Source organism: Flexivirga lutea, assembly GCF_054778955.1.
In genome coordinates this window covers 650632-664307 of record NZ_BAAGZB010000002.1, presented here as the reverse complement: position 1 = coordinate 664307, position 13676 = coordinate 650632, and the positions used below count along the sequence as shown (strand labels likewise).

The following is a 13676-nucleotide window of genomic DNA, read 5'->3' as shown; positions in this document are numbered from 1 at the left end:
TGCATGTCGGGAAGCGTACCCGTCGGCTCAGCGGTCCGCCACGAGATATGCCGCACCGGCGCTGACCGCAGCGGCGGCGAACACCGACGGCCAGGCGCCGATCTTCTTCGCCAGCGGGTGCGAGGCGCCGAACGACCCGAGGTAGATCGCGCTCAGCGCGGCGGTGCCGGCCGGACCGGACTTGGCCAGCCAGCTGCGGCCGGCATACGCGCCGGCCGCTGCCAGCACGACGCCGCCGAGCGGGCGGATGCCGGTCTCGCGGGCGGCGAGGAAGCCGCCCACCAACCCGAGGGCGGCGAGCGGTGCGGTCTGGACGTCGGTCGCGTTACGAAAGGCCATGTGAACGAGAGTAATCCGGGAGTCTGAGCGCTGCAGAGGTGGCTACTTGTTCGCCCAGGAGATCGTGACGCGACGGTTCTTCGCGCGGCCCGTCGGGTTGTCCGAGCCGTCGGGTGCGGTGTTGGCGGCGATCGGTTGCGACTCCCCGTTGCTGGCGATCTTCAGTTGTATGCCGGGCAGCTTGCTGCGCAGCTGCGCCGCGACGGCGTCCGCGCGCCGCTTGCCGAGCTTCAGGTTGAACGCGTCACTGCCCATGGAGTCGGTGTTGCCGACCACCGCGACGGTCTTGCCGTCGACGTGGGACTTGATCGAGATCGCCGTCTGGTCGACGACCTGCTCACCGGCCGGGGTGAGCTTCGCGCTGCCGTAGGCGAAGAGCACGTCCGCGTTCAGGTCGACCGTCGAGGTGTCGCCGACGTTGCAGACGACATACCGCCCGGCCGGCTTTCCGCCCGCGGGTGGTCTGCCGGCGACGGTCTTCTTGCCGGACTTGTCGACGTAGAACAGCCCGCTCTCGTCCGCGGCGCCCTTCGAGCCGTCGGACCCGACGAACTGCAGGCCCTGCTTGTTGGCGCAGGTGACCGAGCCGTCCGGCAGCACCCCGATGACGCCGGAGGGGTCGGAGATCACGCCGGCGCCGCGGGTGTTCACCGTGGACGGCGTGCCGTCGGCTCCGATCCAGGTCGCCCGGGTGGGGGTGAGTGTGAGCACACCGCGCGAAGTCCGGCTCGTGGTGTGGTGCAGGTCGGTGATCGGCGCGCCCGTGTCGACGCTGAAGCGGATGCCGTTGGTGTAGACGAAGGTGATCGTGCTGCCTTCGGCATACCAGCCGCCGTCGTCGCCGAGCGCGCCGTCCTCGGGACCGACCGTGGCGGGCCCGCCGCGGTTCGACGCCGACGTGGAGGCCGTGCGGCCACCGGCCGTCGCCTCGGACACCGCCGGGCCGTCCTGTTGCTGGCACGCGCTGAGTGTCCCGGCCGTCGCCAGCAGCACCGCCGCCGCGGTGAGCGATCTGATCCGTGTCATCTCCCCTGTCCTTCCACCGTCGGTCGCGAGGTATGACGCAGCCACTCCCGTGTCCGCTCCGTCGAACGCGCCTACGATCGACACCATGTCACCTCGTATCGCCACCGCACAGCGCGTCGACCGGGAGGAGTTGCTGGACTTCGTCCGCACCCGTCACCGGGCGACGCTGGTCACCCACAAGCGCAGCGGCGGACTGCAGCTGTCTTTGGTCACCTGCGGCGTCAGCGCCGACGGGGAGGTGCTGATCTCGACCTACCCGCAACGTGCGAAGGCCGCCAACATCCGCCGGAACCCGCAGGTGTCGCTGGTGATCCAGTCCGACGACTGGGACGACGCCTACGTCCAGCTGGACGGCACCGCGCGCGTGATCGACCTGCCCGAGTCCGTCGAGCCGTTGGTGGAGTACTTCCGGTGCATCTCCGGAGAGCACCCCGACTGGGACGAGTACCGGCAGGCCATGCGGGACCAGGGCAAGTCGCTCATCGCCGTGAGCATCACCGACTGGGGCCCGATCGCCACGGGCGGCTTCCCGCCGGACGTCGCGGCGCGCAGCTGACGACGTGCCCTGTGGCCAGCTGTGCCCCGGCGCGGTGAGAGGTCAACGGATGTCGTGAGAGTCGAAGCTCGCGACATCCGTTGACCTCTCGAGGTGGCCCCCTCCGGATCAGCAGCCATGTGTCCGGATCCCGACCGCGGATGCGCGTCATGGGCGCCATACGAGAACGGCCCGCACTCGGTGAGAGTGCGGGCCGTTTCGGAGTACTGCGTAGCTCTCAGTGCATCATCACGGGCGCGGCTTCCTCGCCGGCCGCCGGCTCCGGCAGCGGCTTGCGGGGGAGCATCATGGCCGGGATGACCGTCAGCAGGCACAGCACCGCAGCGACCCAGAAGGTCGTGCTGAACGAGCCGGCCAGGTCGTGCAGCGCGTGCGCCATGAATTGCTTCATGCCACCGGCCTGCGCGATCGCCTGCAGCTGGTCATGGGTCGGCGGCAGGGGGTTGGGCTTGTGCTGGGCACGCTCCTGGATCGCCTGACCGAGCTGGACGTAGTGCGAGGCCTTCTGCCGATCGGTCAGCACGGTGGACAGCACGGCCACTCCGACGGACGAACCGATCTGCTGGACGATGTTGATCAGTGTCGAGCCGCGGGCGATCTCGTGCGACTTCAGCGTCTTCAGCGCCGACGTCATGATCGGCATCATCGTGCCGCCCATGCCCAGACCCATCAGGAACAACACTGGCAGGATGTACCAGTAGCTGGTGTTCTCGTCGATCTGGGTCAGCATGAACATGCCGACGATGATCCCGACGAGGCCGAAGGGCACGATCCGACCGACGGGCATCTTGTCCACCAGCGAGCCCGCCAGCGGCATGGTGATCATGGCGCCGATGCCCTGGGCCGCGACCAGCAGACCCGAGTCGAAGGTCGACTCACCGCGCACAGCCTGGAAGTAGGTCGGCACCAGCAGCAGGCCACCGAAGAACGCCGCGACGAACAGGAACATCGTGATCGTCGACAGCGACAGCAGTCGGTTCTTGAACAGGCGCAGGTCCAGCAGCGGGTGCTGCGGCTTGAAGGTGTGCCGGATGAACAGCAGGATCAGGATCAGGCCGATGATGCCGGTGATCAGCACCTTGGCGGAGCCGAACCCGTCCGTCGGGATCGACGAGACGCCGAAGAGGAACAGCGCCAGACCCGGCGACATCATCAGCATGCCGACGAAGTCGAAGGACTCCGACGGGGTGGGGCTGTCGTTCTCCAGCGCGAACCACGCGTAGACCATCGCGACGATGCCGATCGGCACGTTGATCAGGAAGATCCAGTGCCAGCTGGCGTGCTCGATCAGGTAGCCACCGAGGATCGGGCCGCCGATCGGGCCGAGCAGCATCGGCACACCGAGGATCGCCATCAGCCGGCCCATCCGCTTCGGGCCTGCCGCGTGCGTCAGGATCGTCATACCCAAGGGCATCAGCATGCCGCCGCCGAGACCCTGCAGCACCCGGAAGCCGATCAGCACCTCGATCGAACCCGCGGTCGCACACAGCGCCGAACCGATGGTGAACAGCAGGATCGCCAGGATGTAGAGACGCTTGGTGCCGAAGCGGTCCGCGGCCCAGCCGGTCAGCGGGATGACGGTCGCCAGGGCGAGGGTGTATGCCGTCACCGTCCATGCGACGGTCGAGTAGGCAATGGGGTCCCCGCCGCCCGCGAAGACCCGCTGGAAGGTCGGCAACGCGACGTTGACGACCGTGATGTCGAGGATCGACATGATCGCGCCGAGGACGACGACGCCGGCGACTTTCAGGACCGCGCCGTCGATTTCCTCGGGGTACTCGGTTGGTGCAGCGTTCGACACGCTCTGTCCTCCTTGGGGACATTGACGAGGCTTTCGGCAATAGCCTGACCGGGATCGGTTTCAGCGCGGTTTCACCGCCACACGGACACAGCCGCCCCCCGGGCTATACGACCAGCGTATTACTCGGAGGCTCTCTCCGGAAACGCATTTTCCGTGCGCTGTGTCACGACGCCAGGAGAGCCGCGATCCGGTCGATCGTCCGTGCCGTCGCCGCGGCGTCCCCGTCCGGCAGATCGGTGTCGGTGAACAGATGACCGGTGCCAGGTGTCACGAAGTCCTCGAAGGATGCGCCCGAGTCGCGCACCGCACGGCCCAGTGCCTGCACGTCCGGCACCTGCACGAAGGGATCCTCGGCATACCGGTGCACCTGCACGGGCTGGCCGCTCCATCGGCCGCGATGCGGCGGCGCGACGCTGTGCAGGAGGATCACGGCGGCTGCCTCCGGGCGGTCCGCGGCCAGTCGCTGGGCGAACGCGGCGCCGAGCGAGAAGCCGGCCAGCACGGCGTCGGGCGGCAGGTCGTCGAGCACCGGGCGCACCCGCATAAGCAGCTGAGCCGGACCGACGTCGTCCCGGTGCGACAGTCCTGCGCAGGTGTCGTCGAAGACGTTGCCGCCGTAGTAGTCCGGAGTCAGCACATCGTGCCCGTGCTGGCGCAGCGCATCCGCGAACCGGATGACCGCCGGGCGCAGGCCGAAGGCGGAATGCAGCAGCAGGATGGTGCTCATGGCGTCACGTCTCCTTCGTGATGAGGGCCTCAGCGGAAGTGTCGACCTTCGCGGGCGGCGCCGCACGCAACACGACCGCGAGCAGGCCGCCGAGCACCATCACCACGCCGACCAGCCAGAGTCCGGTCTTCTCCGTGCCGGTGCCGTCCTTGAGCCAGCCGGTGAAGTAGGGCGCGAAGAAGCCGGCCGAGTTGCCGACGGAGTTAATCAGCGCGATCCCGCTGGCCGCGGCCGCGCCGGACAGGAAGTTGGTCGGCAGCGCCCAGAACGTCGGCAGCGCGCACATGATGCCGGCCGCGCAGATCGTCACGGCGACCATGGCGGCGAACGGGCTGCCCAGGTAGAGCGTGATCGGTATGACGACGCCGCCGAGGATGGTCGGTCCGGCGACGTGCCAGACGCGTTCGCGGGTCCGGTCACCGTGCAACGCCCACGGGATCATCACGAGGGCGCCGACGACATACGGGACGGCATTGATCAGGCCGCGCTGCACGATCGAGTAGCTGGTGCCGTACTGGTCGGCGAACCCGGCGATGATCGTCGGCAGGAAGAAGCCGAGCGCGTAGAGACCGTAGACGATGCCGAAGTAGACGAATGCCAGCGCCCAGACCCGCGGCCGGGTCAGCGACTGCAGGATGCTGACCTGATAGGCCCGGCGCCGGCCGCGTTCCTCGGCGTCCAGGACCCGTTGCAACGCGTCACGTTCGCCGGCCGGGAGCCACGTGGCGTTCTCCGGCCGGTCGGTCAGGAAGAACCAGGTGATGACGCCGAGGATGATCGCCGGCACACCCTCGAGCAGGAACATCACCCGCCAGCCGTCCAGCCCGAGCCAGCCGTGCGCGTGGTCGATCAGCAGTGACGAGACCGGTGTGCCGATGGCACTAGACAGTGGCACCGCAACCATGAAAAGCGCTGTCATCCGGGCACGTTCGCGCTGCGGGAACCAGAACGTCAGGTAGAGCACGATGCCGGGGAAGAAGCCCGCCTCGGCGATCCCGAGCAGGAAACGCAGCACGTAGAGCGTGCCGGCATTGGGCACGAAGGTGATCGCGGCGGCCACGATGCCCCACGTCACCAGGATGCGCGCGATCCACCGGCGCGCGCCGAACCGGTGCAACGCCATGTTGCTGGGCACCTCGAGCAGCAGATAGCCGAGGAAGAAGATGCCCGAGGCGAAGCCGAACATCGACCCGGACAGGTGCAGGTCGTCGTTCATGCCGTTCGGGCCGGCGAAGCCGATGTTGGTGCGGTCCAGGTAGTTGACGAAGTAGAGCAGAGCCACGAATGGCACCAGCCGGCGCACGGAACGGCGGACGGCGCTGCGCAGCAGCGGATCCTTCTGGGGATCCGGCTCGGTGCCGCCGGGTGCTGCCGCCGCGGGGTCGCCGGTCAGGTCGGTGCGTTCGGCGCGCGACGTCATACCAGCAAACGTATCGAAGGGTAGCGACGAAGGAGCGTATCGAGACCGCGCCGGAGTAAGAATGGCTGCGTGGACGGCGTAGAGGTCTGGCACGTGAGGGACGGCGAACTGCTCGGGGACCGGCCCGACTCCTGGGTGTACGTCTGGCGGCTGCCGGACGGTCCGGACCCGCGGGCGAACATCCTGTATGTCGGCACGACCGGTATGCCGCCGGCGCTGCGCAGCTGGCTGCACCTGCACGCCAAGGACAAGGAGCTGGGCCGACTGCGCAAACGCTTCCCGAAGATCGATTCGGAGGCCGCGGACGTCTACGCGTTCCCGGTGCCGGCCGGTCTGGAGCGGCCGGCGGTGAAGCACGCGCTGGTGCATGCGCTCGCCGACGCCGGGCTGCTCGCGCCGGAGTATGTCGGGCCGCCGCTCGAGGGCGCATCGCGAGCGAGCGACGCCATCGCGTCCTACGTCGCCGACGTGGTGGCGCAGCTGACCTAACAGAAGCTGGTCGAGTGCCGGAGGAGCGCAGCGGGGGAGGTGTATCGAGACCAAGAGCACCGGTCCCGTGGTCTCGATACGCGCTCGCCTAGCGGCTCGCCTACCCTTCGATACGCCCGCTCGTTCCTCGCGGGCTACTCAGGACGGCGCTCGACCGACGTGTCGGTCACCCGAAGAGGATCGCGGCTTCGTCCCAGCGCTCGCGGGGGACCGTCTTGAGCACGGTCGTGGCGGAGTGCAGATCGACCCGCTCGATCCGGGTGCCGATGAGCGACACCATGGTGCCCCACTGCTTCTCGATGACCGCGTCGACGGCGGCGGTGCCGAAGCGGGTCGCCAGCACCCGGTCGTATGCCGAGGGCACCCCGCCACGCTGCAGGTGTCCCAGGGTGGCCGCGCGTGTCTCGATGCCGGTGACCTGCTCGATCTGCGGAGCCAGCCGTTCGCCGATGCCGCCGAGTCGCGGCCGCCCGAACGCGTCCAGGCCGCGCGGTGCGTGCACCCGACGTGAAGATTCGTTCCTCATCTTCATGTCAGGTGCCTGGTGCTGTTGGTCCGTCCTTCGGCCGGAACGTTGCTCCTCACCGGACGGCACGAACCCCTCGGCGACCACGACCACTGGTGCCCGGCCGCGGTCGCGGGCATCCTCCACCCAGCCGCAGATCTGCTCGACCGACACCTCGACCTCCGGGATGAGGATCGCGTGGGCGCCGGCGGCGATGCCGGCGTGCAGGGCGATCCAGCCGACGTGCCGGCCCATGACCTCCACGACCATGCACCGGTGGTGCGACTCGGCGGTGGTGCGCAACCGGTCGATCGATTCGGTCGCGACCGAGACCGCGGTGTCGAAACCGAACGTGTAGTCGGTCGCGGACAGGTCGTTGTCGATCGTCTTGGGCACGCCGACAACCGGGATGCCGTCGTCGGCCAGTCGCCGAGCCGCGGTCAGGGTGCCCTCGCCACCGATGGCGATCAGCCCCGTCATACCGCGCGCGTCCATCACCTCGCGGATCCGGTCGGCGCCGCCGTGCTCGAACGGGTTGGTGCGCGACGTGCCCAGGATGGTGCCGCCGGCACGGGAGATGCCGCGCACGTCGTTGCGGGGGAGCGGCACGATGTCGTCCTCCACCAGCCCGCGCCATCCGTCGTGGATGCCGAGGAACGGCACGTCGTGGATCCGGTCGCCCTTGATCACGGCCCCGCGGATGACCGCATTGAGGCCGGGACAGTCGCCGCCGCTGGTCAGGATTCCGATGCTCACGGGTCCATCGTGGTGGGTGGCGGCCGATTGCGGGCAACTTGTCCGGCATGCTGTCTCAGGTGACGAAACCGATGTGCCTGGTCTTCCTGCTGCGCGACGGGCCGAGCGGGCCCCAGGTGCTGCTCGGACTCAAACAGCGCGGCTTCGGCACCGGCCGGATCGTCGGCATCGGTGGGCACGTCGAGCCGGGGGAGTCCGATCCGGACACGGCCGTGCGGGAGACCTTCGAGGAGACGGGCCTGCACGTCATACCGACGCAGTTGGCTGAGGCCGGCCGCATCATGTTCCACTTCCCGGCCAGTCCGGCGGCCGACATGTCCGTGGCGCTCTACCGGTGCACCACCTGGACCGGTGAGCTGGTGGCCTCGGACGAGCTGGATCCGCAGTGGCACCCGGTGGCCGACCTGCCGTTCGAGGCGATGTGGGACGACTCGCGGATCTGGTTGCCGCACGTGTTGCGCGGCGAGTGCATCGCCGCCGAGATCACGTATGACGCCTCCGGTGCACTCGTGTCCGAGGTCTCCTTGCGGGTGGTCACGCCGTAGTCACCTGCAGGCCAGGTGCACTGGGTAATGTGTTGGGCACCTGTGGGCGCGCCGCGAGCGGCAGGCCCGCAGGATCCACGGACTCTCGACGCGTCCGTGACTCGGGCGATCTATGCGAGGTTCGATGACCACCATCAGTTACACGCGAGCAGGTTCCGGCGATCCGCTGGTGCTCATCCACGGCATCGGTCACCAGCGCTCGGCGTGGGGCGACACCTTCGAGCTGCTGGCCGAGGACTTCGACGTGATCGCGATCGACCTGCCGGGCTTCGGCAGGTCGCCGCGGCCGGACAAGCCGCACAGTTACCGGATGGACAGTTACGTCGATCAGCTCGAGGAGTTCTTCGCCGAGGTCGGCCTGGACCGGCCGCACGTGGCCGGCAACTCGCTGGGCGGCATGTTCGCACTCGAGCTGGCGGCCCGTGGTGCGGTGCGCACGGCCACCGCGATCTCGCCGGCCGGGTTCTGGGGGCCGCTCGGCCTGGTCAACGCGGTGATGAACCTGGCGATGATGAAGGCCTCCACCTACGCGCCACGCCCGGTGCTGAAGGTGTTCTCCGACAAGGCCTTCCTGCGCAAGGTGAGCCTGCGCGCGCTCTATCGGCACCCGGAGCTGCTGCCCGCCGACGTGGCCTTCGACGACGCCCTCAACCTGCGCACCTCGCCCGGTTTCTTCCCGGTCGCCTGGTATGCCGTGCGCTCGCGCTACCGGCGCCAGCCGCTGGTGCCGGTGACGGTCGCGTGGGGCACTCGGGACCGGCTGCTGCTTCCCTCGCAGGCCACCGCCGCCCGTGCGGCGCTGCCGATGGTGTCGCACCTGACGCTGCCCGAGTGCGGTCACGTGCCGATGATCGACAACCCGGAGCTGGTGGCGGGTGCGATCGTGCAGACCGTCGTGCAGGCCGCCTACCGCACCGGGCAACCGCTGGTGCACTTGACCGGTGCGTGAGTTCAGTTCGCCCGTAAGGCGATTCCGGCAGCGGTGAGCTGGTAGTAGACATACCGTCCGCGCCGGAACTGGCTGAGCAGCCCGGCGCGCTCCAGCACTTTCAGGTGGCCGCTGACCGTCGGCTTCGGCAGGGCGAGCTGGTCGGCCAGGTCGGTGGTGCTGACCGGCACCGTCGCCTGTCGCAGGATCCGCGACCGGGTGCTGCCCATCAGCTGCTCGAGGCTGGAGGCCGGCTCCTCCTTCTCCGGCAGCCAGAGGGTCGCGGCGCCCCAGGCCGGGTATCCGATCGCGACCGGCATGTCTGCGGAGTCGTGCTCGTCGGGGCCGTGGATGATGAAGCCCGCCCCCTTGAAGACCACTGGCGTGAAGACGAGCCCGCCGGGCGGCACCGGGATGTCGATGTCGAACTCGTGCTGCAACTCCAGCACCTGCCCGTCGAAGCGGATCTGCTCGTTGAGGTCGTTCAGGACCCCGCCGACGCCCTCCCGGACGATGCGTTCGGCGCGCATGTTCAGGTCCCGCAGGGCGATGGCGTGCGCCCGGTCCCAGAAGGGCTGCAACACCCCGCTGAAGTACTCCACCAACGCCTCCTGTGCGACGACCCGCAGCCCGGCGGCGTCGTGCCCGGCGAACGGCGAGTCCTGGCCGCGCAATTGCTCGGCGACTGCCTGCACGTCCCGGTCGGGGATCGTCCGCACGAGTTCGCGCAGCCGTTCGGTCACCGCCGCCGGGGAGTTGTCGACGTCGTAGGCGTACCCCGGCACCACCAGCAACGACGGCGCGGCGGGATTCGTGGTGAGCCCGCGCAGGGTCGCCACCCCCGGCGCGTCCTGGTCGCGCAGCGCCGCCGCCAGCGGGGCATGCAGCGAACGCGAGGAGGGCTGCACGAACAACGACATGCTGGACAGCACGTTCCAGGCCGGGTCGACCACGAATCTGATCGCGGAGATGTCGCCGGCCGAGCAGCGCACGCGGATCATCGCCGTTGCCTTTCCGATCGGGGGTCCGGCGCTCAGTATCGCCGATCGGGGACGAAGCGCGGCCCGAGCGCGCGGCTCAGTCGGCCCGTTCGGTGGGCGGGTGCGGGCGTTCGGTGTTCTCGTGACCGGGCTCGAGGTCGGCCACCCGCGATTGCCGCACCGGGTCGAACGCCGCCGACCAGGCATCGACCACTTCGCCGGTGATGCACAGGTGGTCACCGCCCTCGTCCAACAAGCTGCAGCGGCGCAGCACCACGCCGGCCGGGCACGCAGCCAGCAGCGGCACTCCACCCGGGCCGTCGCGCACCGTCAGGCCGGCGAACTTGTCGACGGCGTCGCCGGTCTCGGAGCCGAACCGCTGCACCAGTGCGAGCTCGCCCACCGGCACGGCGTGGACCGCCAGGTGGCTGGCCCGCTGGGCCACCCGCGCGGTGTGGTTGGCCTTGGACAGCCACACGCAGTAGCGGGGCGGATCCATGCTCGACTGGGTGTGGAAGCCGACCAGGCAGCCGGCGCGCTCGCCGTCCAGCGCCGTGGTGACGATCACCAGGGCAGGGTCGAACGACCCGGTGAGTTCTTCCCACGCGTCCGTCATCGCTGTCACCTCCGACACGGTACGGCCCGGACCCTGCGGCGGCTGCGTCACGCCGACTTGCCGGCGGAGGACGACTCCTTGTCCTCCAGACCCACCGCCATACGCAGTTCCTGGACGGAGGAGTGGTCGATGCCGCTCTTGGTCATCAGCTCGCCGAGCGCGGCCGAGATCGCGTTGAGCTTGTCCTGCAGCGCGTCGTCGGCGCGCGTCTGACTGTTCTGCAGCAGCGCGACCATCAGGAAGGTCACGATGGTCGTGACCGTGTTGATGATCAACTGCCACGTGTCCAGGTTGCCCAGCACGAAGTACGACGGTGCCCACAGCACGACCAACAGCACGCAGAAGGCGAAGAACCAGGCATTGGAGAAGAACCGCGACGCCGATGTCGCGAAGCTGTCGAAGAATACGAGGTGGTCGGTCACATCGGACGGCATGTGTGCCGAGGTAGCCGGATCCGTTGTCGCGGAGGCGTTCTGGTGATGCGGTCTGTCCTCGGGCGCCTCCGGCGCATCATCGGTGGACGTCTGTGTCATGTCTGCATTCCTTCGTGAAGAGCGCGACCGGATGGGATTGCGGATGGTGTACCCGCTGCCGGCCGCATCAACCGCCCGGCACGACCTCGATGTCGATCGGCTTGCAGACGCCACCGTTGGACTTCTCCGCCGAGCACGCGGTGACGCCGACGAACAGATCCGTCTCGGCACGGACGACGAAACGGTCGCCCGCCCGCGAGGTGGGCGGGTCGATGTGCATGGTGCCGTCCGGGTCGAACCACACGTTCATGAAGACGTTCAGCGTGGTCGAGATCGTCGTCGGCTGCACGCCGAAGCGGTCCAGCGCCTGGCAGAGATTGGCGAAACAGCTCGGGTGCGGCGCACCATCGAATTCGGGGTAGAGCAGATCGAAGGTCTGTTGACTGCACGGGGTCAGGATGAAGTCGTGGCGGCCGCAGGTGTCCTCGGTGATCGTCAGCATCGGACGGCTGGTGTTGCTGTAGAGCGTGTCGCCGGTCGTCAGGTAGATCTTGTCGGCGTAGTCGATGGTGCGGCCGCTGCTGAGCCAGTCACCGGTGCCGTCCGCGGCCACGCAGAACAAGTCGCTCACCTGGCCGCCGGTGGGGTCGGTGATCACCAGCTGGTCACCGGCGGTCAGCTGCAGTCCTTCGCCGGTCTGCGGGGCGAGGCGATGCTTCATCGATTCTCCTTGTTGGGGTGGGGGGTCTGGGCGGCGTTCAGGTCGACCGGCGGCGTCCAGGTCTCGTCGACGGCACGACCCGAGTATTGCCGTGCCTCGGAGGATTCGCCGAAGTCCTCGACCATCGGGTTGACGCAACCTTGCAGCCGCACGTCGCGATCGCGGATCCGGTCCTGCATCCGGCCGTAGTGCCCGCTCGCGCGCAGCTGCTCGAACTGCTGGTGGGCGTTGAACACCAACGTCGGCCACGGTGCGCGGCGCGCCAGCCGGGAGGCGTCCGGGTGCAGGCCGACGATGAAGAACGGCGTGCCGGCGACGCTGAAGGAGAAGTGCGGGTCGGCCGGGTCGTCCGACACCTCATCGGTCCACGGCTCCTCGTCGGCCTCGGCGAGCAGTTGCAGCTGCTGCCACAGCAGCTGTTCGAAACGTTCCTCGGTGAGCCGGGCGGGCTCGGGGAAGACGGCGAGGAACGACGCAAATCCCTCCTCGAAGTCCACCGTCGAGGCGAACCGGTCCAGCGTCGGCAGCAGCAACTCCGCGGCCTCCGGGGAGCCCAGGCGGGGAAGGATCTGCACCGTCGCGCGGGCCTGGGTCAGCACCGATCGTGCTCCGACGCACGGATACTCGGGGTGCAGGATCATCCTGCGGAAGGTCTCCTCGACCACTGCCGGATCCAGCTCACCCGCCGGTGGGACGGTCCACGTCTCGGTCGGCGGGCCGGACACATTGACCGCGGCATGTTCCTGCGCCATGACAGCTCCTTCGCTCAGGGGTGACCCGCGCTGAATACCCGCCGTGGTGCGGCTGAACCGCGGCCGGGGCGGCATACCGGTCGGCGCACCGAGGCGGCATAGGATCGGGACATGGCCGAACTCCACTCGTACCCGGTCGCTTTGAGTTGGCACGGATCGACCGGCGAGGGGTATGCCGCCTACCCGCGCGAGCACCGGGTCGCTCCGGCCGAGCTGACCGGCATGCGGATGTCGTCGGATCCGCACTTCGGTGGCGACCCAGCGCTGCCGAACCCCGAGCACCTGCTGGTGATGGCGGCGAGCAGCTGCCAGCTGCTGTCCTTCCTGGCTGTCGCGGCGCGTGCCAGATTGGATGTCGTCGACTACGCCGACGCAGCCGAAGGCACCATGCGCGAAGGGGATTCGCCGATGTCGGTCAGCGAGATCGTGCTGCGCCCCGTGGTGACTCTGGCGGCCGGCAGCCGACTCGACCAGCTGCAGCGCCTGACGCGCATCGCCCACGAGCAGTGCTTCATCGCCAACTCTTTGCGCTCGCACCTGACGATCGAGGCGCGCTTCCTGATCGACGGCACGGAGGTCGCCCGGGTCAGTCTCTGACCGGCAGGCCGAGTGCCTGCCAGGAGGCGAAGCCGCCGACGACGGTCGCGACCCGTCGAACGCCTTGGCGGGCCAGCGATTCGGCAACCGCGGGCGACGCCGATCCGTCCTGGCACAGCACGATGACGGATTGCCCCGGTTCCCCCTGCGGGCCGGCGTCCTCGAGCGGCCGTGGCGCCAGTGACACGGCAGGTTCGCCTGCGGCCGCCCGCTGCCGCGCGGGTCGTATGTCGACCAGCGCCGCTCGTTGCCAGAGCACCTCCTGGAAGGCCGCGCGCGGACTGAGCAGTTGCACCGGGCCGGGCGCCGCCGGCCGGATGGGGGTCGCCGTCGACGCGGCGACGAAAAGGTCCGACTGCCAGGTCATCTCGGAGACGGCAGCGGTCGTCATACAACACCCACGAACTGATCGACCGCACGATGGACGAGCCGACCAAAATCACAT

At 68.8% G+C, this 13676-nt stretch carries 17 protein-coding genes; 5 read left to right on the top strand and 12 right to left on the bottom strand.

The window, feature by feature from the left end; all coding sequences use genetic code 11:
• Positions 1-27: 27 nt before the first annotated feature.
• Complete coding sequence (locus ACYVBN_RS09535; protein ID WP_460600293.1) at positions 28-339, bottom strand: hypothetical protein; 312 nt, start codon at positions 337-339, stop codon at positions 28-30.
• A 42-nt stretch (positions 340-381) separates the two neighbouring features.
• Complete coding sequence (locus ACYVBN_RS09530; protein WP_460600292.1) at positions 382-1365, bottom strand: OmpA family protein; 984 nt, start codon at positions 1363-1365, stop codon at positions 382-384.
• 85 nt (positions 1366-1450) lie between these two features.
• Between ACYVBN_RS09530 and ACYVBN_RS09525 the strand changes: the two genes are divergently transcribed.
• Positions 1451-1921, top strand: coding sequence for a PPOX class F420-dependent oxidoreductase (locus ACYVBN_RS09525; protein WP_460600291.1), 471 nt, complete (start codon positions 1451-1453; stop codon positions 1919-1921).
• Between the two features lie 217 nt (positions 1922-2138).
• Here ACYVBN_RS09525 and ACYVBN_RS09520 read toward each other — a convergent pair whose 3' ends face one another.
• From ACYVBN_RS09520 to ACYVBN_RS09510, 3 genes are all read right to left on the bottom strand, one after another.
• Positions 2139-3722 carry an efflux MFS transporter permease gene (locus tag ACYVBN_RS09520; RefSeq protein WP_460600290.1) on the bottom strand — a complete coding sequence of 528 codons (1584 nt, stop codon included), beginning with the start codon at positions 3720-3722 and terminating at the stop codon, positions 2139-2141.
• Between the two features lie 163 nt (positions 3723-3885).
• Complete coding sequence (locus ACYVBN_RS09515; protein ID WP_460600289.1) at positions 3886-4449, bottom strand: dienelactone hydrolase family protein; 564 nt, start codon at positions 4447-4449, stop codon at positions 3886-3888.
• Between the two features lie 4 nt (positions 4450-4453).
• Positions 4454-5869 (bottom strand): MFS transporter, encoded by a 1416-nt coding sequence (locus tag ACYVBN_RS09510; protein WP_460600288.1) that lies wholly within the window; start codon positions 5867-5869, stop codon positions 4454-4456.
• A 93-nt stretch (positions 5870-5962) separates the two neighbouring features.
• Between ACYVBN_RS09510 and ACYVBN_RS09505 the strand changes: the two genes are divergently transcribed.
• Positions 5963-6358: a hypothetical protein gene (locus tag ACYVBN_RS09505; RefSeq protein WP_440281039.1), complete on the top strand. Its 396-nt coding sequence runs from the start codon at positions 5963-5965 to the stop codon at positions 6356-6358.
• A 166-nt stretch (positions 6359-6524) separates the two neighbouring features.
• Here the strand turns inward: ACYVBN_RS09505 and ACYVBN_RS09500 are convergent, their stop codons facing one another.
• Entirely contained in the window at positions 6525-7619 is a 1095-nt protein-coding gene (locus tag ACYVBN_RS09500) for a 6-phosphofructokinase (RefSeq protein ID WP_460600287.1), read from the bottom strand.
• A 59-nt stretch (positions 7620-7678) separates the two neighbouring features.
• On the opposite strand from ACYVBN_RS09500, the gene ACYVBN_RS09495 reads away from it, so the two are divergent.
• Both ACYVBN_RS09495 and ACYVBN_RS09490 read left to right on the top strand, forming a co-directional pair.
• Positions 7679-8164: an 8-oxo-dGTP diphosphatase gene (locus tag ACYVBN_RS09495; RefSeq protein WP_440281037.1), complete on the top strand. Its 486-nt coding sequence runs from the start codon at positions 7679-7681 to the stop codon at positions 8162-8164.
• Between the two features lie 124 nt (positions 8165-8288).
• Entirely contained in the window at positions 8289-9113 is an 825-nt protein-coding gene (locus ACYVBN_RS09490; protein WP_460600286.1) for an alpha/beta fold hydrolase, read from the top strand.
• 2 nt (positions 9114-9115) lie between these two features.
• Here ACYVBN_RS09490 and ACYVBN_RS09485 read toward each other — a convergent pair whose 3' ends face one another.
• The 5 genes from ACYVBN_RS09485 to gntA form a co-directional block, all read right to left on the bottom strand.
• The gene (locus ACYVBN_RS09485) at positions 9116-10093 is read right to left on the bottom strand and encodes an ArsR/SmtB family transcription factor (RefSeq protein WP_440281035.1); all 978 of its coding nucleotides are present in this window, start codon (positions 10091-10093) and stop codon (positions 9116-9118) included.
• A 76-nt stretch (positions 10094-10169) separates the two neighbouring features.
• Positions 10170-10688, bottom strand: coding sequence for a flavin reductase family protein (locus ACYVBN_RS09480; protein ID WP_460600842.1), 519 nt, complete (start codon positions 10686-10688; stop codon positions 10170-10172).
• Between the two features lie 47 nt (positions 10689-10735).
• Positions 10736-11221 (bottom strand): low affinity iron permease family protein, encoded by a 486-nt coding sequence (locus tag ACYVBN_RS09475; protein ID WP_440281033.1) that lies wholly within the window; start codon positions 11219-11221, stop codon positions 10736-10738.
• Positions 11222-11288: 67 nt separating this feature from the next.
• Positions 11289-11882 carry a DUF1989 domain-containing protein gene (locus tag ACYVBN_RS09470; protein WP_440281032.1) on the bottom strand — a complete coding sequence of 198 codons (594 nt, stop codon included), beginning with the start codon at positions 11880-11882 and terminating at the stop codon, positions 11289-11291.
• Positions 11879-12634: a guanitoxin biosynthesis heme-dependent pre-guanitoxin N-hydroxylase GntA gene (gene gntA / locus ACYVBN_RS09465; protein WP_460600285.1), complete on the bottom strand. Its 756-nt coding sequence runs from the start codon at positions 12632-12634 to the stop codon at positions 11879-11881. The genes ACYVBN_RS09470 and gntA overlap by 4 nt, the downstream gene beginning before the upstream one ends.
• Before the next feature lie 111 nt (positions 12635-12745).
• On the opposite strand from gntA, the gene ACYVBN_RS09460 reads away from it, so the two are divergent.
• On the top strand, positions 12746-13231 hold the full coding sequence (locus ACYVBN_RS09460) for an OsmC family protein (protein ID WP_460600284.1): 486 nt from the start codon (positions 12746-12748) through the stop codon (positions 13229-13231).
• Here ACYVBN_RS09460 and ACYVBN_RS09455 read toward each other — a convergent pair.
• Positions 13221-13622, bottom strand: a complete 402-nt coding sequence (locus tag ACYVBN_RS09455; RefSeq protein WP_460600283.1) for a rhodanese-like domain-containing protein — start codon at positions 13620-13622, stop codon at positions 13221-13223. The two genes, ACYVBN_RS09460 and ACYVBN_RS09455, sit on opposite strands and share 11 nt — an antisense overlap.
• Positions 13623-13676: the final 54 nt, after the last annotated feature.

Bases quoted from the DNA above. Each gene is read 5' to 3' on its own strand.
- ACYVBN_RS09455 (WP_460600283.1), bottom strand. From the start codon at position 13,622: ATGACGACCGCTGCCGTCTCCGAGATGACCTGGCAGTCGGACCTTTTC.
- ACYVBN_RS09475 (WP_440281033.1), bottom strand. From the start codon at position 11,221: ATGACACAGACGTCCACCGATGATGCGCCGGAGGCGCCCGAGGACAGA.
- gntA (WP_460600285.1), bottom strand. From the start codon at position 12,634: ATGGCGCAGGAACATGCCGCGGTCAATGTGTCCGGCCCGCCGACCGAG.
- ACYVBN_RS09530 (WP_460600292.1), bottom strand. From the start codon at position 1,365: ATGACACGGATCAGATCGCTCACCGCGGCGGCGGTGCTGCTGGCGACG.
- ACYVBN_RS09525 (WP_460600291.1), top strand. From the start codon at position 1,451: ATGTCACCTCGTATCGCCACCGCACAGCGCGTCGACCGGGAGGAGTTG.
- ACYVBN_RS09510 (WP_460600288.1), bottom strand. From the start codon at position 5,869: ATGACGTCGCGCGCCGAACGCACCGACCTGACCGGCGACCCCGCGGCG.
- ACYVBN_RS09470 (WP_440281032.1), bottom strand. From the start codon at position 11,882: ATGAAGCATCGCCTCGCCCCGCAGACCGGCGAAGGACTGCAGCTGACC.
- ACYVBN_RS09480 (WP_460600842.1), bottom strand. From the start codon at position 10,688: ATGACGGACGCGTGGGAAGAACTCACCGGGTCGTTCGACCCTGCCCTG.
- ACYVBN_RS09535 (WP_460600293.1), bottom strand. From the start codon at position 339: ATGGCCTTTCGTAACGCGACCGACGTCCAGACCGCACCGCTCGCCGCC.
- ACYVBN_RS09485 (WP_440281035.1), bottom strand. From the start codon at position 10,093: ATGATCCGCGTGCGCTGCTCGGCCGGCGACATCTCCGCGATCAGATTC.
- ACYVBN_RS09515 (WP_460600289.1), bottom strand. From the start codon at position 4,449: ATGAGCACCATCCTGCTGCTGCATTCCGCCTTCGGCCTGCGCCCGGCG.
- ACYVBN_RS09490 (WP_460600286.1), top strand. From the start codon at position 8,289: ATGACCACCATCAGTTACACGCGAGCAGGTTCCGGCGATCCGCTGGTG.
- ACYVBN_RS09460 (WP_460600284.1), top strand. From the start codon at position 12,746: ATGGCCGAACTCCACTCGTACCCGGTCGCTTTGAGTTGGCACGGATCG.